This window comes from Coralliovum pocilloporae (assembly GCF_030845175.1).
GTDB lineage: Bacteria > Pseudomonadota > Alphaproteobacteria > Rhizobiales > Cohaesibacteraceae > Coralliovum > Coralliovum pocilloporae.
Genome location: NZ_CP132542.1, coordinates 2,617,439 through 2,642,278, shown reverse-complemented (window position 1 = coordinate 2,642,278; position 24,840 = coordinate 2,617,439). Strand labels below are relative to the sequence as shown.

General features: G+C 57.1%; 25 protein-coding genes. 9 read left to right on the top strand and 16 right to left on the bottom strand.

Features of this window, described 5'->3' with window-relative positions; translation table 11 throughout:
- Positions 1 to 20: 20 nt before the first annotated feature.
- The 10 genes from RA157_RS12115 to RA157_RS12070 all read right to left on the bottom strand — a co-directional run bounded on the left by RA157_RS12115 (position 21) and on the right by RA157_RS12070 (position 7,473).
- A complete protein-coding gene (locus RA157_RS12115) occupies positions 21 to 428 on the bottom strand; it encodes a DUF3168 domain-containing protein (protein WP_350333383.1) in 408 nt (135 codons plus the stop codon).
- Positions 425 to 757 carry a phage head closure protein gene (locus tag RA157_RS12110; protein ID WP_350333382.1) on the bottom strand — a complete coding sequence of 111 codons (333 nt, stop codon included), beginning with the start codon at positions 755 to 757 and terminating at the stop codon, positions 425 to 427. Before RA157_RS12110 ends, RA157_RS12115 begins: the two co-directional genes overlap by 4 nt.
- 6 nt (positions 758 to 763) lie before the next feature.
- Positions 764 to 1,339, bottom strand: a complete 576-nt coding sequence (locus RA157_RS12105; protein ID WP_350333381.1) for a head-tail connector protein — start codon at positions 1,337 to 1,339, stop codon at positions 764 to 766.
- A 77-nt stretch (positions 1,340 to 1,416) separates the two neighbouring features.
- Entirely contained in the window at positions 1,417 to 2,697 is a 1,281-nt protein-coding gene (locus tag RA157_RS12100) for a phage major capsid protein (protein WP_350333380.1), read from the bottom strand.
- A gap of 1 nt (position 2,698) precedes the next feature.
- Positions 2,699 to 3,409, bottom strand: a complete 711-nt coding sequence (locus tag RA157_RS12095; protein ID WP_350333379.1) for an HK97 family phage prohead protease — start codon at positions 3,407 to 3,409, stop codon at positions 2,699 to 2,701.
- A gap of 170 nt (positions 3,410 to 3,579) precedes the next feature.
- Complete coding sequence (locus tag RA157_RS12090) at positions 3,580 to 3,768, bottom strand: hypothetical protein (protein WP_350333378.1); 189 nt, start codon at positions 3,766 to 3,768, stop codon at positions 3,580 to 3,582.
- The gene (locus RA157_RS12085) at positions 3,765 to 4,991 is read right to left on the bottom strand and encodes a phage portal protein (RefSeq protein WP_350333377.1); all 1,227 of its coding nucleotides are present in this window, start codon (positions 4,989 to 4,991) and stop codon (positions 3,765 to 3,767) included. The genes RA157_RS12090 and RA157_RS12085 overlap by 4 nt, the downstream gene beginning before the upstream one ends.
- Positions 4,992 to 5,037: 46 nt before the next feature.
- Positions 5,038 to 6,330 (bottom strand): DNA-packaging protein, encoded by a 1,293-nt coding sequence (locus RA157_RS12080; protein WP_491047458.1) that lies wholly within the window; start codon positions 6,328 to 6,330, stop codon positions 5,038 to 5,040.
- Entirely contained in the window at positions 6,320 to 6,781 is a 462-nt protein-coding gene (locus RA157_RS12075; RefSeq protein ID WP_350333376.1) for a hypothetical protein, read from the bottom strand. Before RA157_RS12075 ends, RA157_RS12080 begins: the two co-directional genes overlap by 11 nt.
- A gap of 221 nt (positions 6,782 to 7,002) precedes the next feature.
- Positions 7,003 to 7,473 carry a YcgN family cysteine cluster protein gene (locus tag RA157_RS12070; RefSeq protein WP_350333375.1) on the bottom strand — a complete coding sequence of 157 codons (471 nt, stop codon included), beginning with the start codon at positions 7,471 to 7,473 and terminating at the stop codon, positions 7,003 to 7,005.
- Between the two features lie 176 nt (positions 7,474 to 7,649).
- Here RA157_RS12070 and RA157_RS12065 point away from each other — a divergent pair, with 176 nt between their 5' ends.
- The 3 genes from RA157_RS12065 to RA157_RS12055 are packed head-to-tail and all read left to right on the top strand — an operon-like array spanning position 7,650 to position 11,053.
- Positions 7,650 to 9,905 (top strand): transglycosylase domain-containing protein, encoded by a 2,256-nt coding sequence (locus RA157_RS12065; protein ID WP_434058505.1) that lies wholly within the window; start codon positions 7,650 to 7,652, stop codon positions 9,903 to 9,905.
- A gap of 6 nt (positions 9,906 to 9,911) precedes the next feature.
- Complete coding sequence (locus RA157_RS12060) at positions 9,912 to 10,481, top strand: DUF1214 domain-containing protein (RefSeq protein ID WP_350333374.1); 570 nt, start codon at positions 9,912 to 9,914, stop codon at positions 10,479 to 10,481.
- On the top strand, positions 10,478 to 11,053 hold the full coding sequence (locus RA157_RS12055) for a DUF1254 domain-containing protein (RefSeq protein WP_350333373.1): 576 nt from the start codon (positions 10,478 to 10,480) through the stop codon (positions 11,051 to 11,053). The genes RA157_RS12060 and RA157_RS12055 overlap by 4 nt, the downstream gene beginning before the upstream one ends.
- 27 nt (positions 11,054 to 11,080) lie before the next feature.
- On the opposite strand, the gene RA157_RS12050 is transcribed toward RA157_RS12055, so the two are convergent.
- Positions 11,081 to 11,905 (bottom strand): hypothetical protein, encoded by an 825-nt coding sequence (locus tag RA157_RS12050; protein ID WP_350333372.1) that lies wholly within the window; start codon positions 11,903 to 11,905, stop codon positions 11,081 to 11,083.
- Positions 11,906 to 11,938: 33 nt separating this feature from the next.
- Positions 11,939 to 12,139 (bottom strand): hypothetical protein, encoded by a 201-nt coding sequence (locus RA157_RS12045; RefSeq protein WP_350333371.1) that lies wholly within the window; start codon positions 12,137 to 12,139, stop codon positions 11,939 to 11,941.
- A gap of 329 nt (positions 12,140 to 12,468) precedes the next feature.
- On the opposite strand from RA157_RS12045, the gene RA157_RS12040 reads away from it, so the two are divergent.
- Positions 12,469 to 13,596 carry a DUF2336 domain-containing protein gene (locus RA157_RS12040; protein ID WP_350333370.1) on the top strand — a complete coding sequence of 376 codons (1,128 nt, stop codon included), beginning with the start codon at positions 12,469 to 12,471 and terminating at the stop codon, positions 13,594 to 13,596.
- A gap of 28 nt (positions 13,597 to 13,624) precedes the next feature.
- Here the strand turns inward: RA157_RS12040 and betC are convergent, their stop codons facing one another.
- On the bottom strand, positions 13,625 to 15,160 hold the full coding sequence (gene betC, locus RA157_RS12035) for a choline-sulfatase (protein WP_350333369.1): 1,536 nt from the start codon (positions 15,158 to 15,160) through the stop codon (positions 13,625 to 13,627).
- A 76-nt stretch (positions 15,161 to 15,236) separates the two neighbouring features.
- Here betC and RA157_RS12030 point away from each other — a divergent pair, with 76 nt between their 5' ends.
- Positions 15,237 to 16,142 (top strand): LysR family transcriptional regulator, encoded by a 906-nt coding sequence (locus RA157_RS12030; protein ID WP_350333368.1) that lies wholly within the window; start codon positions 15,237 to 15,239, stop codon positions 16,140 to 16,142.
- Positions 16,143 to 16,227: 85 nt separating this feature from the next.
- The gene (locus RA157_RS12025) at positions 16,228 to 17,283 is read left to right on the top strand and encodes a hypothetical protein (RefSeq protein WP_350333367.1); all 1,056 of its coding nucleotides are present in this window, start codon (positions 16,228 to 16,230) and stop codon (positions 17,281 to 17,283) included.
- A gap of 138 nt (positions 17,284 to 17,421) precedes the next feature.
- Here RA157_RS12025 and RA157_RS12020 read toward each other — a convergent pair whose 3' ends face one another.
- Positions 17,422 to 17,796 (bottom strand): DUF1491 family protein, encoded by a 375-nt coding sequence (locus RA157_RS12020; RefSeq protein ID WP_350333366.1) that lies wholly within the window; start codon positions 17,794 to 17,796, stop codon positions 17,422 to 17,424.
- A gap of 170 nt (positions 17,797 to 17,966) precedes the next feature.
- Between RA157_RS12020 and RA157_RS12015 the strand changes: the two genes are divergently transcribed.
- Entirely contained in the window at positions 17,967 to 21,020 is a 3,054-nt protein-coding gene (locus tag RA157_RS12015; protein WP_350333365.1) for an aminotransferase class III-fold pyridoxal phosphate-dependent enzyme, read from the top strand.
- A 40-nt stretch (positions 21,021 to 21,060) separates the two neighbouring features.
- On the opposite strand, the gene RA157_RS12010 is transcribed toward RA157_RS12015, so the two are convergent.
- Positions 21,061 to 21,804: a peptidoglycan-binding domain-containing protein gene (locus RA157_RS12010; RefSeq protein ID WP_350333364.1), complete on the bottom strand. Its 744-nt coding sequence runs from the start codon at positions 21,802 to 21,804 to the stop codon at positions 21,061 to 21,063.
- Between the two features lie 5 nt (positions 21,805 to 21,809).
- Positions 21,810 to 23,606 carry a sensor histidine kinase gene (locus RA157_RS12005; RefSeq protein WP_350333363.1) on the bottom strand — a complete coding sequence of 599 codons (1,797 nt, stop codon included), beginning with the start codon at positions 23,604 to 23,606 and terminating at the stop codon, positions 21,810 to 21,812.
- 282 nt (positions 23,607 to 23,888) lie between these two features.
- Between RA157_RS12005 and RA157_RS12000 the strand changes: the two genes are divergently transcribed.
- A complete protein-coding gene (locus tag RA157_RS12000) occupies positions 23,889 to 24,230 on the top strand; it encodes a DUF5330 domain-containing protein (RefSeq protein WP_350333362.1) in 342 nt (113 codons plus the stop codon).
- A 177-nt stretch (positions 24,231 to 24,407) separates the two neighbouring features.
- On the top strand, positions 24,408 to 24,827 hold the full coding sequence (locus RA157_RS11995; protein ID WP_350333361.1) for a SufE family protein: 420 nt from the start codon (positions 24,408 to 24,410) through the stop codon (positions 24,825 to 24,827).
- Positions 24,828 to 24,840: the final 13 nt, after the last annotated feature.

Below are 24,840 nucleotides of genomic sequence, written 5' to 3'. Positions count from 1 at the left end.
TGGTCAGCCCGGATGCTGCTTCAGGCCGCCTCAACAAGGGCACGGAAGCGCATGAGGCCATCCTGAACCCGTCTGTTTCGCGACACGCGCACCTGCTGCAGCTCAAGCTGGATATGAACAAGCGTGTGACCATCCAGCTGCAGATCGGTTGCAGCAACGGCTGTAGACACCGCATCCATCAGGGCAAACAGATCCGCGCGACGGCTGGTCCTGCTCTTCAGCTCGAAAGTCTGAACCAGCTCGTGCCCGGCTTCCGAACCGGTCGACCAGTCGGAAACCACCAGGTCGGCAAAAGCGACAAAGGGTGTCTTCGCATTGCGTGGCACGAAGTCATGGATTCCACCGTCGCCCAGCAATCCTGTAAGGTCCGATGACGCAGCCAGTGCCTGATAGAGCGCTTTCTGAAACGCCTGTCCCACGTGACTCATCGCCCACCCTCCACTGTCTCGCAGACCAGAAAGCGTCCGGTTTCATCAGGATCCCTGACCGTTTCGATCAGAAACACGCGGCTAGCCTTGCGAAAACGCATGCCGCTTTTCACATCACCTCTGAACCGGGTGGTGATCAGGCAGCGGTTTTCAGTCACCAGCCGGTTATCCTCAATGCGCTCTCGCGCGCCGAGGCCTGTAATGCCGGCCCAGAGCTCATCAGAGCCGGTCCAGACCGTTGTCCGTCCCCCGTCATCCTCGACGGTTTCAGACAAGGTCTCCAGAACCAGACGGTGGCGGAGAGCACCTGTATCAGGAACAATCATCATGCCCTCCTACAGTCTGGCCGTACGAAACGGGGCCACAAGCGGCTCAATCATGTCGGGGATTGGCAGGCTGATGGAATCGCCAACCAGCGATGCCCGATTGTCGTACCAGAAGGCCGCGAGCTGCAGGATCGCCAGGCGCAGGACCTTGGGCACATCAATGGATGTGGGCCCATATCCGGCCACCACTTCTATTTCTAGGCCGTTCATCTGCTGTCCGATAGCGCGGGCTCTGGCATTGACCGGATAGATCCGGATCGGGTTCGACACCAGATCGACCCGATAGTCATCAGCATCCAGAAGAGTGGGGTTGCCTGCTTCATCATAGACCGTGATGGACAGGACCGACTGAACCGGCCTGATGGCAAGTTCAAGGGGCCCCTCTTCCGGCCAGGCATCCCGATAGAACCGCCATGTCTGATTGACCATGGCGAGCTGGCTTGACGCTTCCACATGCATGCGGCTGGCGATGACATAGGTTCCGATGAGAGTGTCATCCGCATCGGTTTCCACCCTGGCATGTGCCTTGAGATCAGCCAGAGACACCGGCTCAAGAGCCGGGGGAGTTACAAGAAGGCGGGTCATATGTCCTCCAAAAAAGACGGCCCCGCAAAAGCGAGGCCGTCAAGTTGGGCTTCAGGGAGGATGGAGAAAAGCGCGGGTCAGGATGTTCCGAATTTCACCAGCTTGATGGCATCGAAGTCCTGCACACCGCCGCCCACACGCTTGGTGGTGTAGAACAGCACGTAGGGCTTGCTGGAATAGGGATCGCGCAGAATGCGGACACCCAGGCGGTCGATGATGAGATAGCCGCGACGGAAATCACCAAAGGCAATGGCTGTTGCGTCTGATGCGATATCCGGCATGTCTTCAGCCTCGACAAGCGGGAAATTCATCAGGCTGGCCTGACCACCCGCCTGCGCCGGTGGCTGCCAGAGATAATTGCCGTCAGCATCCTTGAGCTTGCGGACAGCAGCCTGGGTCGAGCGATTCATCACCCAGTTGCCATTCTGCCTGTATCCCGCCTTGAGGGCGTAGATTGTATCAATCAGCACATCTGACGGGCTGGATGAGGCGAAATCACCATCCGCGCCCGTGGCGATGGTGCCGATATTCCCCCAACTCCAGCCGGATTCATCCACCGTCGTATAGTCGAGGAAACCGCGCGGCTTGTTGACACCATCGCCTTTGACAAAGGCCTCGCCTTCCTGTTCCGCAAAGGCAATCTGCACTTCATCGGCAATCCACTGGTCGATATTGACCGCGCTGTCATCCAGCAATGTGGAGGTGGCCGCCGGCATGGCATAAAGCTCCATGACCGGAAACTGCAGCTCAGCCAGGGTTGGTGTCGCTGTTTGCGGGCGGACCGCCGTCTCGGCGACCCATCCGGTTGCCGGACCTGTGGTGGCGAAGGGTTTCTTGTAAACCGACGACGACACCTGACGGACAGATGAAATCGCACGAATGGGCGACAGGGTCGTCAACCTGCGGCCGATTTCCGTCTCCACCTCATCAGGGACAAGATATCCGCCATCAGGGTCTGAGCCGGCCGAGAGGGCTTTTTCCTCAAGCTGATGAAGCCCCTGTTCGGAACCGGAACGCACATAGCGCTCAAAGGCGGTTTTGTGTTCGGCCAGAGCCGGAGACCATGGACGGTCACCGCCTGCCCTGGCCGGACGTCCGGCTTTCAGAATCAGATGGTCCATGGCGCGCTTCTGCTCATCAAGCGCGGTATTGATGCGATTGACTTTCTCATCAGTGAGCGGGTCGGATGTCATCCGGGTTTCAAGCGCCTGAAGCCGTTCGTCATTGGCATCCTTGAACGCTTCAAACGAGGTCATGAACTCATCGAAGGCATCGGTGAGGTCTGATGCCGAATGGCCGCTCTTTGTTTCAAGCGGGACCGGCGTCTCAAGCCGGGTCGGATAGGTCTGGTCTGTCATGTCAGGTCCTTGCTGTACGAAAATGGTGGGCGGCCTGCCGCATGCGTCGGGCAAGCCCCTTGTCCCCGGCAGCGTCCTGCATGCCCTTGAGGCTGGTGAACCCGGAGCGGATAATCGTCCGGGCATCGGAACGGCTGAACCCTGCATCCCGCGTGAGCCAGCGTTCGAATTCTCTGAGTGTCGGCCTTTGCCCTGGTGCCCCGCCGGACTTGACCGCGCTGATGCGGGCATCCGGCAACATCGGAAAGGTGACCACTGAAATCTCCCAGAGGTCGACCTCATAGAGCCGTCTGATACGGCTCTTTGCATCGGTCTTGCCGCGCACTGTTCTGAAACCGATTGAGAGGCCGTCGAGCACCCCTTCCCGCATCAGGCTGAGCACATCCCGTGAGCGGGCAACATCCGGCATCAACCGGCCCCGGACGAACAGCCCGCGACTGTTTTCCTTCAGCTCAAGCCATTGGCCAATGGGCTCTGACGGGTCGTGCTGGTAGAGCATCTTGACGCCCCTGGTCCCGCGCCGGGCCAGCGAGTTGGCAAAGGCTCCGGGCATCACCATGTCGCGCCCGAGGTCCGTTTTGCCGAACAGGCTGGCATAGCCTGAAAAACACCCGTCAGCCTCGACCGAGGTCAGGTCGGCAACAGAGAACTTGACCTCCCGGTCAAGGGCTGCGTGCCATTCAATTGCGGGTGCACCACTGATATCAGCCATGGCTTATCCTCCCGTCACAGTACGGATGCGCAGCTCTGCATTCCGTTGATGCAGAACACGAGACAGCCCTTCAGCGAATTCATGAAACACTTCGGAATGGGGTGGAAGTGGCGCTTTAAAAGTCGCGAAAACATGAGTCATTTGAATCAGTTGATTGAAGGTCTTCATCTTCAGTTCCGAATGTTAAACTGTTGATTCAGGCGGGCAATCTCATTGACGAAGTCGTTAAAACGTCGATTCAACGCCACCAGTTCACGCAAGGACCAGACAAGCAGAGTGCTGGCACCCGAGGCCCAGAGAAACAGCGCCAGATGCGCTAGGTCTCCACGTTCGGCAAAGGGAGTTGCAAGCTCGGTCACATGGAGTCCATCGGGGTAAAGCCCGAGCCGGAAACCGGGTCGTCCGACCGCTCCGGGCTGTAACCAACCGCCTCCCGCTTTTCGCTGTCAGACAGGAAGCTCGCATCATTGACCCGTTGCCATAAGGCCTCCCGTTCGGACGACAGCGCGTCAATCTGGTCGGCGTCATACCAGAGCCTGAGACGCCCGCCGTAGGCAGGCGCCAGCCAGGTCGTGAGAGCCTTGGCCGTCCGCCCCACAAGGGGCAGAATAGTCTGTCGCCAGAATGCCCGGTTGGCCTCCTGATAGTTGGCGAAAGTGTTGTCTCCGGGAATGCCCAGCAGCATGGGCGGGACACCGAAGGCAAGCGCGATATCCCGGGCGGCTCCATTCTTGGCTTCAAGAAAATCCATGTCGCGCGGGCTTAGCGCCATGGCTTTCCAGTCAAGCCCACCCTCGAGCAGTAAAGGCCGCCCGGCATTTCCGGAACCTGAGAAGCCGTCTTCCAACTCGGCTTTCAGGCGCTCGAACTGCTCGTCTGTCAAATTCCCGCCTTCGCGGGCCGCATAGACCAGCGCGCCGGATGGTCTGGCCGAGTTATCCAGCAGGGCCTTGTTCCAGACACCGGCTGCATTGTGCACATCAAGGCTGGTTTGAGCGGCTTCAAGCGGGGCAAAACCGTAATGGTCGTTGAGCGGATGAAAGAGGGTCAGATGCAGGATTGGTCGGACCAACCCGCCTTCCTCCGCGCGGAACCGGACCGTTCGGCCAGACACCGTATAATCATAGGCGTCAGGCCAGCCGTCGCGCCCCGGAACCACTTTCATCCTGTCCGGCCTCAGAACATGCAATTCACCGATGCCATCGGTCACCGCAAGCGCCTCTGCATAGGCATTACCAGCCACCAGTACGTGGCCGTAGAGTTCCTCGAGAAACTCTGCACCGCCCTGCCGCTCATTCGGCCCGTCAAGCAGGGTCAGAATCGGGTGCTCGTCCAACTCGTCCCGCCCCTGATAGAGTATCCAGGGCACGGAAGCGGCAGCTTCGGCAATCATCCGGACACAGCGGTAAACGATGGGGTTTTTCGTGTAACCCTCGCGCGCCAGTGCACCATAATCCCTTGGCGTCCAGACCGGCTGCCCCTGATGCTGAAATGCAATCAGGCCGCCGGTTCGGCTCGCCTTTTCTTCCCGTTCTACAGGCACGGCGGACCGTACCGGTTCCCTGCGGAGCCAGCCAAACATAGTGTCCTCATTCTGTTCTGTTCAAAGGTTATTCAGATGCCACGCATCAAAGCGACCGCACTTGCGGGGTGGCCTGTGGGCCAAGCATCAAGGCAGTCAGTGCCCAAACCAGAGCATCCATCCGGTCAGGGCTTTTGCCGGACGACAGGCCATTGAGGCCGAAATCACACATTTCATCCTCAAGGTCTGCAAACCCACCCACATGACGGACCCGCCCCTGCTCATAGAGCGCTGCAACCGGCTCTGCCCGCACCCACTTGCCCCGCGTGGCCCGAACCGGCTTGACCGGTATCAACGGGTCAACCTCGCGGATAACGGTCTCGACCATCTCTCCGCCCTGGTTGACCTCGACCACAAGCGCATCGGCCTCGTACCGGCGCATCAGCCCGGCGGCCTTACTGGCCCATTCGGTCGGCCGCACCTCGCGCAGCGTGCTGTCCTTCAGGACATACGCCACGCCATTGGCACAGATACCGGCTACGATGATACCGCATGCATCAGCCCTCTTTGTGCTTGAGGCTGGCGGGTCGACAGCCACGACAATCCGTGTGAGCTCGGGTGCAGACGATACCCGCAACACATCCATTTGCTGCCGGTGCCAGAGTGCATCCTGCCTGTCCTCAATCAGTTCGCCATCCAGCTCCTGCCGCCCCAGCCGGGTATCGGCATATCGTCCGACAATCCGGTCGAGAAAACCCGGTGCCAGATTGGCCGCATTGGCGCGGGTGGCCGCTCTGCTCAGCACGGTGCCTGGCTCGTCCATAAGCCGCTTCAGAAGCGGGATGGGTCGCGGCGTTGTGGTGACAATCTGCCGGGGCTGACGCCCAAGCCGCAGACCGAACTGAAGCATGTCCCATGTTTCCTCCGCATAGCGCCACTTGGCCAGCTCATCCGCCCAAGCGGCATGGAATTGCGGCCCGCGCAACCCTTCGGGGTCTTCCGCTGAGAAGACTTGCGCAATACTGCCATTGGGCCAGGTCAGCCGCCTGCGTGATGGCAGCCAGTCCGGCCGTTCAGACCGAGGATGGATTGATAAAAGCCCCGAGACCCCCTCAATCATCACCTCACGCACATCAGCAATGGTTTCACCAATCAGCGCGATACGACTGGCAGGCTCGGACGCGAAGGGCGGTTTGCCCAGGGCCATGCCGCGCACCCATTCAGCACCAGCGCGGGTTTTTCCGGCACCGCGCCCGCCCAGTATCATCCAGGTGGTCCAATTTCCTGTAGGCGGTAACTGGTCTTCCCTGGCCCAGACTTCCCAGTCAAAGGCCAGCGCCCGGATTTCTGCAGCCGAACACGATGCCAGAAAAGAAACGGCTGAGGCCTCATCGGACAAAGCAACCAAGGCGTCGCGCAAGGTCCTCGCGGAGCGTTTCAAGGCTTACCTCCTCATCTTTGTCCATGTCGCCTGAATCCTGCTCTTCCAGGTCCATCAGTTTTTCTGCGGTTCGCACCAGCGTTGACAGGGTACGGGCGTCCTTTTCATCCAGAGAGGTCTGGCCCAGCCTGCCAAGACGGGCCTCAACTTCCGAGACCTGCTTGTCGAACACCCGTCGCAACCGGGCCACGAGGGCTGTCCGACCGGGCAGTTCAGCACCGCTTTCAGCAAGAACGCCCTGCTCTTTTCCCTCGGAAGGCTGCTGCCATGTCCAGTGCTCCTGTTTCTTGCGTCTGTGGATGGCGGATTGAGACACGCCAAATTGACGGCTGAGCGCTGCAACGCTCATCCTTTGCCCCTCATACAGGGCCTTGATACGCGACCATGGCGTATCCGCCTTGTTTGCCATAGGTGATCAGTCCAACAAAAAACCGGACCAGCATGGCTGACCCGGCAAGGAATTCTTGGGAGTGACCGGACTGCGCGAGGCGCAGAACTGTGACTATGCCAAAACACTATACAATCATCGCACCACTGTCAATAGAAATAATCGTATAAATTGTTATTTTCTATTTTATATAGGATTAAGACCGTGGACGCTACCAAGTTAAATCACCTGAGACATGCGGGTCATTGGTGTGGTTCTGCGCTCGGGTCTTCATCTGGCCAGGTGACAAGATAATCCTCGAAATCCTCTACGGGGATATCATTTTCGCTGACCACACGGCCACGAGCGGAGATTCCAGCCTCGTGAACGGTATCGCGACTGCCGGACAGAAGATGGTGCCACCAGTAGAGATCCTGTCCATCTCGCACCAGACGATAGGCACAGGTTGGTGGCAACCAGGTGATTTCACGCACGGTTTCAGGCGTCAGAGGAATGCAGTCCGGAACCGTCTCCTGACGCACCTCATATTGATTGCACCGGCAGGTTTCCGCGTTAAACAGGGTACAGGCCACATTGGTCCATTCAATCTCCCCGGTATCATAATCCTCAAGCTTGTTGAGACAGCAGCGACCGCAGCCATCGCAGAGCGATTCCCATTCGACCGGGGTGAGATCGTCCAGAGATTTTGTTTTCCAGAACGGTTCAGGTGCCAAAACCGTGATCCTTGTTCATAAGCCGGGCGTGCCCGCAGTGATTATATATGCCTGTGCAGTGCGTTGATGCTTTGCCTGACGTGCCATTTGCTGTTACATAACTGACTTTCGGCGCGTGTGCTATTGCTGCCAGATTGTTTTCAGAGTGAACCGAACCTGTGACCGACCAAGACAAGATGACCGATACGGAAGAGGCCGAGACCAGCAAGCCTCAGACGCCACCGGCAAGGCGACGCAGGCGCATTGGTCTTCTGGAGATCGATTCTTTTATTGATGACGGTTTCTATCGGTTGATGAACAGCATGTCGGGCAGCTTTGAGGGCCTGCGCAGCTTCATGAACCGCTTTCGGGTCCGTGGCTACAGGCGCATCGGCATTGAGCTTTTGTCTGACAGTCTGACGTTTGGCTTTGTGGGCGCAGTTCTGGCGGTCCTGCTGGCCCTGCCTGCTTTTGATGAAACAGAAACCGACTGGCGCACACAGGACGAGTTCTCCGTCACCTTTCTTGACCGCTATGGCAATGAAATCGGCAAGCGCGGCATTCTGCTGAACGATTCCATACCGCTTGACGAGATTCCCGACCATATGGTGAAGGCGGCTTTGGCCACAGAGGACCGGCGCTTCTACACCCATTTCGGCATTGATGTTTTCGGAACCCTGCGCGCGCTGGTGGAGAACGTCCGTGCCGGTGGTGTGGTTCAGGGTGGATCATCCATCACCCAGCAGCTGGCCAAGAACCTGTTTCTGACCAATGAGCGGACCCTTGAGCGCAAGATCAAGGAAGCCTACCTGTCTATATGGCTTGAATTCAATCTCACCAAGCGCGAGATTCTGAAGCTGTATCTGGACCGGGCCTATATGGGCAACGGTGCCTTTGGTGTTGTGGCTGCTGCAGAAGTCTATTTCGGCAAATCGGTGAAAGAGCTGACCTTGGCGGAATCAGCCATGCTGGCTGGCCTGTTCAAGGCGCCGACAAAATATGCGCCTCATATCAACCTGCCTGCAGCCCGTGCACGAGCTGATGAAGTGCTGACCAACATGGTTCAGGCCGGGTTCATGACAGAAGGCCAGGTGGTGGCTGCCCGCCGCAACCCGGCCACGCCTATTGACAGCAGTCAGGTGGATGCCCCCGACTATTTCCTCGATTATGCCTTCGATGAGGTCAAGCAACTCGCGGCAGGATCAACAGACCGGGTGCTGACTGTGCGGACAACAATCGACACCCGCCTCCAACAGCACGCTGAAGCAACCACGCAGTCTTTCCTTCGCCAGTTCGGCGCATCCTACAAGGCGTCTGAAGCCGCAATGGTGCTTCGCGAGCCGGAAGGAGCCGTTCGGGCCATGGTGGGGGGCAGTGATTATGGTGAGAGCCAGTTCAATCGCGCCACACAAGCCTTGCGGCAGCCTGGCTCCTCGTTCAAGCCCTTTGTCTATGCCACGGCCATGGCGCATGGCTATTCACCGAAGTCCATTGTGGCGGACGCTCCGATCTCCATTGGTGGCTGGTCACCGCGCAACTATACCCGCAGTTATTCGGGCAATATCCCGCTCACACGCGCTCTGGTGAAGTCAGTCAACACCGTGCCGGTCCGGCTGGCGCAGGCTGTTGGCCGCGACAAGATTGTTGATACCGCCTATCGGATGGGCATCACCTCACCGCTGAAGATTACCCGCTCCCTGCCCCTTGGTGCAGCCGAGGTCACGGTCCATGACATGGCCCAGGCCTATGCGGCCTTTGCCAATGGTGGTTACAAGGCACCATCCTTTGCCGTCCGCACCATACGCAACAGCCGGGGCGAGGTGATTTTTGAGCGCCCGGAAGATACTGAACTGACCGAACGCGTGTTAGCTGAAGAAACCGTTCAGAAGATGAATTCCATTCTGGTGCAGATCCCGCAATGGGGCACGGCGCGCCGGGCAGCGATCCCCAATGTGCCAACCGCAGGCAAGACCGGGACCACCAACGCTTATGTGGATGCCTGGTTCGTTGGCTATACGGGCAATTATGTTGCTGCTGTCTGGTATGGCAATGACAACAACCGCCCCACAGCACGCCTGACCGGCGGCCGCCTTCCGGCGATGACCTGGCAGGCCGTCATGGCCAAGGCCCATGAGAATATTGAGGTGAAACCCATTCCCTATACGGAAGGCAGCCAGTTTGTGCCAAAGCTTGTTGCCCGGGCAGAAACCGGCAAGAAGCCTGTTCGGGATCCCCTGCTGGTTGATGGCAGCCCATCCACTCTGTCTCCTGAAGCCAGTTCCGTGCTTGAAGACCTGACCAGCCTGATGGAACAGCGAGCAGCCCTTGAGACCGTCTCACCGAACCAGACTGCGGGTACCCTCACCCCAGCCGAGCAGAACAGCAATGCACTGACCGATCTGTCCCTCAGCGGTGGTGCTGGCCTGCAAGATGCAGATATTCGCAGGAACTGATTATCAATGCGCCTGATTGCCCTGCTCGCCCTGGCCCTGGCTCTGGCTTTCTCAACAGGGATTGGTTCCGCCTATCTGCTGCTCGAGCGAGGCAGCGTCTTCGGTGCCGTTAAGACCGGCGACTGGACAGCATGGCCTGATGCTGCCGGGCCTCAGGCTGATCCCTATTCGCGAGCCCATTTTTCAAGAACCGGACGCCTTCCACTCGCTCCAGGTGAAGGCATGGAACTACACGCTGACACCGGTCGTGACGGTCAGCCCTTTCTCGGCACCTGCACCTACAGGATCAGGGGTGAAGTTCCGTCTGCCCGTCTCTGGACCCTGTCTGTCTATGATGCGGACGGACGGCTGCTCAACAGCAAGGCCAATCGTCACGGCTTTCACGCCAGGAACATTCTGCGCAGTGCTGGCGGCAAGATCGATGTTGTTGTCAGCCCCACAGCCAAGCCCGGCAACTGGCTGCCCAGCGGTGGCGAACGCATTCGCCTGGTTCTGAGGCTTTATGATACGCCGATTACCGGCCTGACCCTGTCGACCACAGTGGCACCGCAGATCATCAGGGAGGGCTGCCTGTGAACCGGTTCACCAAAGCGGTCCTGTCCGGCCTTGTTCTAGGTGGTATCCTGCATATCATCATCATTCTGCTGATCCCGCACCATGCCAGCCGGGACGCCTGGTCGCAGGTGGGTAAACTGGGGCCCACCGATGCGTTTCATCCGGTTCCCCAATCGATAGCCGGGGCCGCCGGGCTTGCTGAACAGGACCCGTTCCTCATTCAGGCGGTCTGCCGGTTCTCTCTTGCCAACGCAGCCCGTGAAATCAAGGCATCCATTTCGGCTCCCTTCTGGTCCGTGGGCCTGTTCACTCCGCTGGGCATTGCCGTGTTCAGCGCCAATGACAGCGCATCAGACCAGAGTGAATTACGGCTGATGGTGATCACCCCGCTGCAACTGGCCGGAATTCAGGAAAATCAGGATGCGGATTTCAGCGATGCCCTGATGGTTGAGACATCCGAACAGGATCTGTTTGTTGTCCTCAGAGCTTTCGCCTCCTCCACGCGCGAGGCGGAGCGCCTGACGAAGGAACTGGGTGAGGCAAGCTGCACGGCCTATCAGCCAGAACTGATTGATGACGGCCGCATTCGCTGACCATAGTCAAGCCCAGCGGGCCACGCTCTATTTCACCAGATTGCTGTCGTCTTTCTGACGGGTATAGCGGGACGGGATCGGCTTTTTGTAGAGATCATGCTGCCGTTTAAGCTCCGCATAAGCCGGGCCGTCCGATTTGTTGATCTGCCAGGCCAGATAGCGCAAAGCCTGTTCCGCACGAATGGTTCGGTTTTCTGAAGGTGTTTCGATCTTCAGGCGTCGGATGGCATGATTATAGGCACGAAGGCGATAATCCAGTGCCCGACGCACCCATTCCACCAGCTTGGCATTCTCATCAATCCGCCCATAGGAGGATTTCAGCTCGTCCATGGTGATGTCGTGGGTCTTGAGCGTTGCCCGAAGCCGTTCCTGATCGGCATTGTAGACCGTGTTGGCTTTGGGAAAGAATGCAACAACAGAGTGCTGATCTGCGGTTACATCCTCAATCAGCCTGTCATAGCGGGCATCACTTGAGCGGAATTTCTCAGATCGGAGGAAATGGTAATAGGAGCGCGGATCAAGCTTGTGATCCAGTTCCGGTGTAATGCGGGTGCGCTGCGCCTCAACCACGCTGGCCGAAATCCAGTCAGCGGCATGGGGAGGCCGGATAATGCTCCAGCTCAGATCCCGGAGTTCCTGTTCATCATTGGTAAGATTGAAATCGGACGTCAGTTCCTCACGGCCATAGGCCGAGACCAGACGACCGGCTTCCGGCAGAACCTCATCATGCCAGACAGATGCCCTGGCCCGTCCAAGATCACCGGTCGGACGACCGCAGCCTGCCAGCGTAAAGGCTAACAGCAGGATTAATGCCGTGCTCCGGGTGACGGCAGCACTGTTGGCCTTTGGCATTCTGCACTCCTGAAGCCACAGCTGAGACCGGGGCTAGTTATCCTTGATTGCAGAGGGGCGCTTTGCAGCGGTTCTGCGACGTCTTTTCTTGAGCCGGACAGACAGGTCAACCTCTTCGCGTTCAATCCGCACACCGGGAAAAAGCACGACCTCTGCGTCCTCTGATCCTGAATACGCAACAGACCGGGAAGCGGCCTTGCTGACATGATCAGACAGTTGAACAACAATTCCCATAACAGGCTCCTTTCGACCAGCCGGACCAGCGGAATGCCAGCGCGGCAGACACACTCATCAGCTTCAGAAACAGTCGAACCTCTGTTTGTCAGAATTGAATCCCAGTCAGCCTGATAGTCTACTCCACATTCAAACGGCCTGTACGCCACTCGGATCTAATCCTGCCTCTGAGGGACGACTCATCCCGGAAACCGGATTAATGTTAAGAACCATTAAGAGACTCGGTTAGTTAACGAGGCGTTAATAAATTCAATGCAATTTGCATCTATTCTGTCTGTACACTGTCATCGTGCGCGATCCGCCGCTTATTACAGGGCATTTTGACACCTATGCGTAACAACCGGTCATCCACCCTTGCCGCCGACCTGGCTCATGCCTCAAAGGAAAAGAGACCCGGAGCCGTTCTCCGCTCTCTGGTCGACCTTTACCAGAGCTCGGAACAGCACAACGCAGTGCAAATGCGGATGTTTACAGAGCTCGGCTGCAGCCTCTATGACCGGGCAGAAATCCGCGACCGCGCTTTTGCCGCCCGCAATCTTGCAAGCAGGCCAGACGCTCCGCGTGATCTGATGGTTCTGATGGCCCTTGACGATATCATGGTGGCCCGGCCGGTGCTGAAACGCGCAAAAACCCTGACGGCACAGGATTATCTCAACGTCATCCAGCGCTGTTCATCCGAGCACCGGGCTCTTGTGGCAGAACGGCCAGACCTCGGCGACGCAGCAGCGCGGGCCATCATTCTGTCTGAAGACAGACATGCCGTGCGCCGCCTGGCGTCCAACGCAGCCATTACCCTGCCGCTGGATGTGATGACCTTTATGATTTCCCATGCCGGGCGTGATGCGGAGCTGGCCACGAGCCTGACCCTGCGGGAGGACATGTCCCACAAACAGCTGGCACCGCTTTTCCTGATGCTGGATGCTCCGGGCAAGCTGGCCGTTATCCGCGCTCTGGCCAATGAGCCTGTATCGCCTTCCTCGCTGGTCGGACGGGCGGTTCCCGGAGCCTATACCGAAGATCTTCTTGAAGAGGCCGCTGACCTTATCAGCTCAGATGATCTGGACGGCCTCGGACAGCTCTTTGCCGAACGGGCGAAACTGCCGATTGATCTGGGGCGGGCACTCGCACGGGATCCGGGCCGCGAAGGGTTGCTTCTGATCCTGCACAAGCATCGTATACCCATTGAGACCGTTCACACATTCCTGCTGACCGCATTGCCTGCTGACACCCAGTCACTGGATACATTGCGCCATCTCTCCGAGGTCTATTCAAGCCTTACGGATGCAGCGACAGAGGCCCTGTTCAAGGCCCTGCAGCAGGATACGACGAAACCCAAACGCCCTCGCCATGTCCCTGTTCTGCAAGGCAATCTGCGTGACGCCCTGAAAGGCAAGATCCGGCTTTCAAAGCCTGCCACACAGGAAAAGATCGACGGTGCCGAGAAAAGGGGCACATAGCCCCTCTCCCCCTGTCATCAAAGATCAATCACTTGGTTTCTGACCATCTCGGCAGACGGGTCTTCTCGGCCACATCTGTCCAGAGCTTGTGATTGCGAACATATTCCTGGCTGGCATCACGCGGCGGGTTGAAGTCCCAGGATGTCAGGCTGCCATTGTTCATGGCCTCATAAACAGCCCGGCGCTGCTTCTGTGTCTTGATCACGTCCTGACGAATGGCTTCACTGTCCCAACGCTCCTGCGCTTCCGCCATGAACGCTGCCAGAACATCAGCATAGGCCGGGTCGGTCGCCAGATTATTGGTTTCTTCCGGGTCTGCCGGGATATCATAGAGGATTGGCGGATCAATCTCGCAATAGATGAACTTGAACCGGCCACGACGGATCATGAACACCGGATGTGATGTCAGCTCAGCGCAATACTCTCCAATGGCTTCGTCAACCTCATCAGGCTTGCCCTGGGCTGCAGGCAGCAGGGAGCGGCCATCAATCGGCTGCCCCAGAACAGGCTCTTCCGCCCCGTTGCTGCAGGCAATATCCAGCATGGTCGGCAGGATATCCACCAGCGAACAATTGTTTGCGACCGTACCATGCTGGATGCCAGGGCCGGCAATAATCAAAGGGATACGGGCGGAGCGCTCAAACCAGTTCATCTTGGTCCAGAGACTGCGTTCGCCCAGCATCTCGCCATGATCAGCGGTGACAATGATGATCGTATCATCCATGACACCCGCCTCTTCCAGGGTTTTGACCAGCTCCCCCACCTTGCTGTCGAAATAGGAGACATTGGAATAATAGGCATGGCGGGTGTTGCGCAGCTCCTCATCAGTCACTTCCACAACACTGGCTTCAATGCCGTCCATAATCCGCTGGGAGAACGGGTCCTGCTCCTCGCGGGTCATCGGGTTCAGCGGCAGATCCACCTTGTCATGATCATAGAGGTCCCAGAATTCCTGCCGCGCCACGTAAGGGTCATGCGGATGAATAAAACTTGCCACCATGCAGAATGGCGCATCCCCGTCCCGCACATAGTCAAAAATCTGCCGGCGGGCATAGAAACCCACTTCATCGTCATAGTCATGCTGATAGGTGGTGGCGGCAATACCCGCCTCCCGCACCACATCCATGTTGGCGTACCAGGCGTCAATCCGCTCGTCCGGCAGCTCCCAGTCCGGGGTCCAGGCGAAATCAGCCGGATAGATATCGGTGACCGGCCGGTCTTCAAATCCATGCAGCTGGTCGGGCCCGACAAAGTGCATCTTGCCCGCCAGGCAGGTGCGATAACCCATAGCACGAAGATAGTGCGCGAAGGTCGGCACGGACGCGTGAAACTCGCTGGCATTGTCATAGGCGGCGATACGCGTCACCAATTGCCCGGACATGAAACTGAAGCGTGAGGGCGCGCAGAGTGGCGAATTGCAATAGGCAGACTCGAACAAGGTCCCGCGTGCAGCCAGCGCATCCATATGCGGCGTTTTCACCATCGGGTGGCCATAGGCGGCGGTGAAATGCGGCGCGAGCTGGTCGGCCATGATCAGGACAATGTTGGGAGCTTTTCCGGCCATTGAAACAATCCTTTGTCTGCTGGTGTTATTTTCTATAATACCCGGACAAAAAGCCACGTAAATATGGGCATATTCAATGGTTGCTAGCGGATTTTCCTATGCCAGATTTCATGCGCATCTTGAGGAGCTGCACAGTTTTGTGACAGCGGCCCGCCTTGGCAGCTTCACCAGTGCTGCCCGCGAACTCCAGATGACCCAGCCAACCATCAGCCAGAAGATTGCCATGCTGGAGAAGCTTCTGGGCCAGCCCCTCTTTCATCGGCAACACAGGGGCGTGGTGCTGACGGATACCGGACAGAAACTGTTCAAGGCCTGCGCACCGCATTTCCAGGAGATCAGCAGGGAATTTCAGGCCGTTCTGACACCAGCCAACAAGAACCGGGTCCGTCTTGCCACCGACTTCGCCTTCTCGAAATACTGGTTACTGCCCCGGCTCGCCCATCTTCAAGGGGCCTTTCCCCATCTGGATCTGCAGATTACCACGGCCTATGAGCCTTCGACCATTGACCGGTCGAACTGGGATCTGATGGTGGAGTTCTGCGAAGTCACTGCCCCGTCAGACAAGCGTCGCATCCTGTTCACCGAAACAGTAGCTGCCGTCTGCAGCCCGGCTTTCTTTCAGACATACGGCCCGTTTGACAGCACCGACATCCTCCGCCGCGCTCCGCATATCACCCTTGAGATGAGCACAGGTCCACAGGGTATCGACTGGAATCAGTGGTATCAGGATATGAGCGGGGCGCCACAGGAGCTGATGACCAGTGTCACAGTGAGCAACTTCATCCTCGGCTGCGAGGCCGCTCTTGCCGGGCATGGTCTGTTTCTCTCACCGGTCGAGTTCATCACCCCCTATCTCGACAACGGCACCCTCACCCAGGCCACCCCCTTCACCACAACCAGCCCCCGCCCCTATGTGATTGAACGTAAAGGCCATACGGCAGGACTGGAGGCCGAGATCTTCGATTGGATTTGCGGGGGATGAGGGGGCGCTTTGAGGGAAGTCTGCGATACAGGCACCCAAACAAAATTTGCTTCTTCAAACTTTGCCATTTCTGATAAAAGAGAGAATGACCAGTTTTATACTAGCGCTCGATTTTCTGGAAACAGTTATAAAAATCGTCTCAATTATTGCGGGAGTTTTCGGCGCAATCGTATTGACGTCACCTGACAGACTTCCAACCTATATTAGAAATCGCCCCGGTTTTTATTGGCCTATAGCCGTGGTTATTTTTGTTTTCGCAGGTATTTCATTCTTTTCAGTTTACACTCAGATAGCTGACTTCTTCCGCTCGCCGCAACAGAGTCAAGAAGTGGCTGTTAAGGACCAAAAACAAACCCCGCTCCTTCCAGAAATAAGCATACCGGAAATTGAACCACTACCTGAGCAGAAGGGAAGTGTAGAGAGTAAAACGTCACTTTCAATTGCGGACATCGTCCTGGGAACACCTATTGATGTTGCTATCCAGATCCTACTTTCAAGAGATGAAGGCTGCTCGGAGATAGAAGTCATTGATCCTGCATTAAGAACCAAACAAGTGCCAGCCATTTACAAACTAGACCATGTCTTCCAGAAACCCCGCGTTGTGGAGTGCTTCAGAAGCCAGCATGAGTACGATCACTTCTACATATACCCGGATATCTACGAGAGCGATTCAAAGGTCTTCGCAATCGCCCGGTATACATCTTTTGACAAGCTGAGAATGGAAGACATACGAGAGTTGCTAGAGAGACGATATGGTCCATCTGGTGACCCGTACTATCAACCCAATTATGGAGAAGGCTTGTATTGGGCTGCGCACTCCGGCAAGTTGACCGAAGGTTTTATACGGCAAAACAAAAACTGTTTTCTATACCTCCCACGCGCTATGGAAAGCCGACTAACGAACCATCCGGCGGCCCTCAGAACCCGACAAGACGTTCCGATTGTCCATTTGAGTTCATATGAACTCAAAGGTGATTGCGGGATCGTGCTACACGGATTTACGCTAAAAGACGGACCACGGTTGTGGCTGTTCCTAGTCAATTCAACACGCGTTCAAGCCTATAAGAAATATGGAAATTCACTAGCTGAAAAAGACCGGATCGAGCAGTTGAACAAAGCACGCAAGAACATAGAGTTCTAGAGTACAAATTCACAGAGTTAGGCCATCATATTTCGTGAACGCCCACTCCAAAAAGTCCGAGAATCTCAGAATTAGACAGGCAAAAGAATCCCGTATTCGGCATATATCGGGATCAGTACAGAAGTCTGCTTTCGCCCTTCACCCCCAGAGCCCCTTGCCCCGTTCATCCTCGTCCAGCCGGGCGATGTCCAGCAGCGGGTCGTCGCCGGGTTGCTCGACCTCGATAATCCAAAGGTCGCTGTCGAAGGTGACCTCTTTTGACAGTCTGGTGTCTATGTCTGCCTCAGCCTGCCGGGCAAGGGTGCAGATAAACTGTCTGTCCTGGGGTTTGGCATCATCAAAGACCATTTGCGGGGCTGGCATATAGAGGCTGGCTGTACCGTCCAGATGGGCAATCTTCACAGCAATGGCACCTGCTTCGCTGGCGCCCCGTCGGCCCACAGCGGCAAAGCGGCCTTCTGCCATGTGGCGGCGGATATAGGCTGAAACCCAGAATTCGGATGTGACTCGCATGTCAAAGACTTAGCGGAAAGACCTGCAGGCAGGCAAGCACAGACAGCGGGCGGTTTTCCCCAGTTCAACCGGCCATCCTGCTCAAAGCCACAATCCGTGTTGACTCAGGCCCTTCGAAAAACAACGCTTACCCCGATAGTATAGAGCCGACCAACGCATGCAGGGCCACCATGACCCATCAGGACACGACGAGTTCCAGCACCACACAGCTCTTTTCGCACTGGGCGACCGCTCTCAGGGACTTCTGGGGCCTTGAGGTCGCATTGAGCCGTCTCGATGGAGAATATGATCTCAATCTGCTGGCAAAGACCAGGGATGGCACAGGCTATATTCTGAAAGTGATGCGCCGCCAGTGCGAAACCTGGCTGGTCGACATGCAGGTCAAGGCATTTGAACATATGGCCGATCGTATGCCGGACCTGCCCTGCCCGCGTGTAGTGCCACCCGTGAAGGGTCCCTCGCTCCTGACGCTGCCTGATGAAGACGGAGAGCCCCGTCTTGTCTGGCTGCTCAACCAGTTGCCGGGCCGTTGCTATGCGCGGGTCGAGCCGAAGAGTGACGCCCTTATTCATGAGATAGGCACAGTTCTTGGTGGCACGGCACGGGCACTGGCTGATTTCCAGCATTCGGGACTGAACCGCAGTTTCAAGTGGGACCTGATGCAGGCAGGCTGGATCAGGGACAGGCTGGCAGCAATTGATGACCCTGTCCGGCATGCGCTTCTTGAGCGGATCTGTGTCGACTTCACTGCTCTGGAGCCCCAACTGGCGGCCCTGCCCCGGCAGGCCGTCCATAATGATGCCAATGACTACAACATCATGGTTCATGGCGGGCTGACCCGGCCTTGCCATGTATCCGGTCTGATTGATCTGGGCGACATGTGTGCGGCACCACGGGTCTGCGATCTGGCCATTGCAGCGGCTTACATTGCGCTGGACCATCCCAAACCCGATGCCGCCATCGCCGCTCTGGTGGCCGGATATCACGCGGCCAACCCGCTGACCGGTGCTGAGACGGATATGATACTGCCTCTTCTCAGGGCCCGGCTGGCCGTCAGCGTGGTCAATTCCACCCTGATGGCCGCAGAAAACCCGGACGATCCTTATGTGACCATCTCTCAAACTCCGGCCTGGCGTTTTCTGGAAGGCAATAACCTGCATGACGGGCTGATGGCTGCCCGCCTACGTGCGGCCTGCGGCTTGCCCGTGGTCGATGGTGCTGAGCGGGTCCTGGCCTGGCTGGACCGGCAACGCGGCACATTTGCGCCGGTGATGGGAGAAGACCTCACCCATGCTCCTATGGGGTCTCTGTCAGTTGAAGAATCAACCTGGCCGCAGAATCCGTTTCACCTGCCGGCTGAGGAAGCGGCAAGGGTTGGCGAGGAATTCGAAGACAATGGCCGCATCTGGCTTGGGTATTATCACGAGCCCCGGCTGATCTATACTGATGATGTGTTTCGCAAAGGGCCATGGAAAGCCAGTGACAGGCGCACGGTGCATCTGGCCGTTGATGCCTTTGCCCCGGCAGGTGCCCCCCTCTTCGCGCCGCTCAAGGGTGAGGTCTTCGTCGCTGAATATCGTGACGGGCACCTGGATTATGGCGGGGTCATCATCCTCCGTCATGAGATACCGGAGGGTGATCCATTCTATACCCTCTACGGACATCTGGACCCGGAATTTCTCAACCGGCTCAAGCCCGGAGATATCGTTGAGAAAGGCGCGCAATTCTGCTGCCTCGGAGACCCCGGCATGAATGGCGGCTGGTCGCCTCATGTGCATTTCCAGCTTGCATTGACCACGGACGGCATTGAAACCGACTGGCCTGGCGTGGGTGATCCGGACGAGATGTATCTGTGGCGCGCCATTTGCCCGAACCCCGCTGCCCTTCTCAACCTGTCGGATGACAAGGTTCGATACCACCCGACCGACAGAGACGGCATCAGGGCCGAACGTGCGGCCCATTTCGGCGGCAATCTCAGCCTGACCTATACCAGCCCGGTCATGCTGGTTCGTGGCTGGCAGCATCATCTGTTTGATGAATGGGGGCGGCCCTATCTGGATGCTTACAACAATGTGCCGCATGTGGGCCATGCGCACCCACGCATTCAGGCCATTGCCGCAGATCAGTTGAAACGGGTCAACACCAATACGCGTTATCTACACCCTGCACAGACCGCCTTTGCAGACACGGTTCTGTCGAAGTTGCCCGATGTGTTCGAGGTCTGTTTCTTCGTCAATTCAGGCAGTGAGGCCAACGAGCTGGCTCTGCGGCTGGCACGTGCTCATACCGGCGCCAAGGGCATCATTACACCGGACCACGGTTATCATGGCAACACCACCGGCGCTGTTGCTATCTCCGCCTATAAGTTCAACAAACCTAATGGCATCGGTCAGGCGGACTGGGTTGAGCTGGTTGATGTTGCCGATGATTATCGCGGGTCTTTCCGTCGCGATGACCCACACCGGGCCGAGAAATTCGCAGGGCTGGTTGACGGGGCCATAGACCGTCTGCAGCACCGGGGTCAGGGTGTTGCCGGATTTATCGCCGAAATCTTCCCGTCCGTTGGCGGTCAGATTATTCCGCCCAAGGGCTACCTCGCCGCAGTCTACGAGAAAATCCGGGCCGCTGGCGGTGTCTGCATTGCCGATGAGGTTCAGACAGGTCTTGGACGCCTCGGGGAGATTTATTTCGGCTTTGAGCATCAGGACATCCTGCCTGACATCGTGGTCCTGGGCAAACCGATTGGCAATGGTCATCCGCTTGGCGTGCTGGTCACCACAAAAGCCATTGCCGAGAGCTTTGACAACGGCATCGAGTTCTTTTCCACCTTCGGCGGCTCCACGCTCTCCTGTCGGATTGGCAAGGCTGTTCTGGATATTGTTGATGAGGAAGGGCTGCAGGCCAATGCGCAAGCCATGGGCAAGCGGCTGATGGCCGGTCTGAAGGCATTGGAAGAGCGTTACGACAGTGTCGGCGATGTGCGCGGCATGGGGCTTTTTCTTGGGGTTGAGCTCATCAATCCGGATGGATCTGAGGCCACAGATATCTGTTCATATGTGAAGAACCGGATGCGCGATCATCGGATCCTGATTGGAAGCGAAGGTCCCAGAGACAATATTCTGAAAATCCGCCCGCCCCTGACGATCACCTCTGATGATGTGGACATGATCATCACGGTTCTTGATGGGATTCTTGGAGAAGTGAGCGGGCACACAAACTCCTGAAACAACATCGGTGTTTCAGGAGTTTCAACGCTTTGGGCTGTTACAGATCCAGGCCGCCGATAATCAGCAGTTCCTTGACCACCAGATCGTTGATCTCGCCGGTCATGGGCAGATTGCGATCAAGCTGGAAACGCTGAACAGCCTGACGCGTTTCCGGGCCTATAAGACCATCAGCTGTCACCGGGCCGTAACCCAGCTTGGTGAGCGCTTCCTGCACCTTGCGGAAGCGGCGCTGTTCTTCGGTTTCCTGCCCCACAGGCTGTGCACCACGCAGAGCATGGGCCAGAAGCGCTTCGCTGGGCTCTCCGGTCTGTTTAAGGCCGTTCTGGCGCTCATAGGCCAGAATGGCAGACTGGGTCTGGCCACCAAAGACACCATCAATCGGACCATCATAATGGCCGTGCACCTTGAGAGCATTTTGCAGCTGACTGACAATCGACGACGCTGCAGGCTCGGCAGGCACCACTGGTGCGCTGTCCGGCGGGCCATCCGTTCTTGCAATCAGGCTTGCGACCTGACTGTTACCACCCTCAGACAAAAGCTCGCCGGAAAGCGGCTTTGGCGTTGGTTTGGGCACAACGGTTCTGTTGGGCTGCGGTGCGACCTTGGCCGGACCTGTTTCCAGCTGAGCATTCCAGCCAAACAGAGGTGCGGGATGTTTACCGGTCTGGGCAAAGGCCGCATTCCAGATGATCAACCCGGCTGTCAGGGCCATCACACAGGCCCCACCGAACCCGACCGGATTATCCAGCGCCTGATCTCCCAGGCGAGAAAAAGCCTGCATTGCCATTACCCCTGTCCGCCTGCACGTCTTCTTGGAGAACTCACGATATGCCTGTCGAGCGACACGGCTTTCTGCTGCAGCTCTTCAATCACCGCCTCCGCGTCAGAACAATCAACCGGCAGACGCAGGGTGGCCGTGGTTCCAATGCCGACAGTGCTGGCGATTTCAAGCTGTCCCTTGTGAAGCTCAGCCAGGCCACGCACCACAGACAGGCCAAGACCCGAGCCATCCTGACGACGCTCATATGAATCGTCACACTGGAAGAATGGCTGACCGAGTTTCGGCAGATCTTCCGCAGCTATTCCCGGTCCGTGATCCTTGACACTGATTTCGATAAAGCGACCGATCTGCTTGGTCTGAACACGGATTTCTGCGCCATCTGGTGAGAATTTCACCGCATTGGACAGCAGATTGAGAACCATCTGCTTACAGGCCCTCGGATCAGCAACCATTTCCGGCAGCCCGGCTTCCATCTGCATCACCAGATTGATCTGCTTGTCATCAGCAGCCGGTGCCATCAGTTTGCAGGATCCTTCCACCAGCGTTGTGGCATCAAAAGGCTCCGGCACAATCGGAAACTTGCCGGCCTCAATACGGGACACATCCAGCAGCGCATTGACCAGTTCCAGCAGATGCTCGCCGGATTCATGGATCAGCGTTGCATAATCCTTGTAGCGCGGCGGCGTCAGCGGTCCGAACAGTTCCTGCTTCAGGATATCAGCGAAGCCGATCACCGCATTCAGTGGCGTTCTCAGCTCATGGCTCATATTGGCCAGGAACTGCATATTGGATACGCTGGCAGCATTGGCCGCTTCCTTGGCGCCCACCAGAGCGTCCTCGTGGGCCTTGCGGACAGAGATATCACGCGTTGCGACGATAACTGAGGGAGCATCCTGCCCCTGCTCTGACATGCAGCGCATTTCGGTCCAGATATAGGTCGGGCGAACCTGATCACCGTGATGTTTCAGCATCCGGCATTCAACAAGAACAGCCTCACCTGCCGTCATCGCATCAGAGACAGCCTTCAGGTAGGCCGGACGATCTGCCACGTGGACCGCATTGAAAAAGCCGTTGCCGAACAGACTGGACGGTACAAGTCCGAGCAGCTTGTCAGAAACATCTGTAGCAAAGACCACATCACCACGCTGGTCATGACGGGTGATAAGATCCGTCATATGGGTCTTCAGCAAGGCAAGGGTCTCACCGTCTTCATCACGGTCTTCGGCAGGGGCCTGCCGCGCCAGTTCCAGGCGCAGATAGATGCTGCCCAGATAACCAAGCAGCGCCAGAATAAAGACAGCTCCGGCCTGGCCAGAGAGATCAACTGAGAGCACACCATTGCCGCCAGCAACACCTGATGCACTCACGAGAACCGTGAGTGCTGTCATCAGGAATGTCAGGGCGACCGTCCTGCGTGTTCCGGTCAGCATTGCTTCAAGTGGTGTCATCAGAAGCAGCAGCAAGCTCAGTGGCCCAAGCAACGCTCCACCCCAGAGAGCCAGCCCCAGCAAAACGGCACTTGACGCCAAAATACCCTGTTGAAGTCTGCCGGTTCTTGAAACGAAAAGGCCACACAGGAACAGAGCTGCAATGGCACTGAGCAAACCTGCTCCAAGAAGGCCGGGCATAGCGCTCCAGACGAGCCCCAGCGGCATCAGCGCAAAGGCCACCCCTGCCCCAAGCGTATGAGAGGCAATGAAGGACATATGCCGATAAGCGGAGCTCTGGTCCTGCACAACGGAGGGATGAACCTGCCCGTGCAGCCAAGCTTTCAACGATGTGACGAACAACTGGTTTGCCAATGGAATACTCTGATCACGACTCGATACTATTACGTGTCAAAGGCATTCTCTCGCATGGGACTTAAAAGAACCTAAAAGACTTCACTCGAAGTTTTATTTCATCCCATTTTACCGTCATATCCGGCTTTAAACGGCAGATTTCAGCGGTCGATAAAATTTGAGACAATGTTGAAGCGAATTTGTCTCTAATGCTGCTGTCTATCGAAACGGCACTTTCAGAGGTCTTTGCTAAAACAGAGGCAGAACCGGGAAAACCCGGCAAAGAACGCAAAGGTCAGATCCATGTTTCTTCTCAAGACAGCCTTTTGGCTCAGCCTTGTGATTCTGTTTCTACCCGCATACCCGTCAGATGACGGTGGAGAACAGAATCGCGTTTCCACGTTGCAGGCCCTGTCTGCCGCCCAGGCGACCGTTGATGACTTCAGCGGCTTCTGTGAGCGCAATCCCGGGCCATGTGAAACCGGTCGCAGCTTTATGAATACCTTCGCGGCCAAGGCAAAATATGGTGTCAAACTGGTCTATGACTTCATTGACGAGCCTTCAGAGCCCCCTGCGTCCGCGCCCTCACCCAGCGCACCGCAGGGGCCTGAAGGACTTGAGACTTCCACTCAGGCCCTTTCCTGAGATCACCCCTTAAACGCCAGCGTTTCCTGACATCTGACTACCTGCGTTCCGCTGGTTAAACTGCCACGCTGCATCCCCTGCGGCGTGGCCTTTTCTTTTTCAGAGCCGGAAACACTTTGCAGGCATCAGGCAAACCGCTATATCAGCCGTGTCACATCAGCAACGGGTTGCAGTCACATGACCACAATTGACGACATTGTCGATAATTTCGAGTTCCTCGATGATTGGGAAGACCGCTACAAGTACCTGATCGAGCTCGGCCGTGACCTGAAACCAATCGATGATACCGAGCGGACGGACCAGACCAAGGTACAGGGTTGCGTCAGTCAGGTCTGGCTGATTACGGAAACCGACCAGTCCGGCGACCAGCCCCGCCTGACGTTCCGGGGTGACAGCGATGCGATGATCGTCCGTGGACTGATTGCCATCGTCATCGCTCTCTATTCAGGCAAGACGGTGGACGCCATTGTCGATGTCAATCCGAACAATGTGTTTGACCGGATCGGCCTGCGCGATCATCTGACACCGCAGCGTTCCAACGGCCTCTCCTCCATGCTGCAGCGAATCCGTTCTGACGCCATGAGCCTTGCTGCCTGATTTCCAGGGTCAA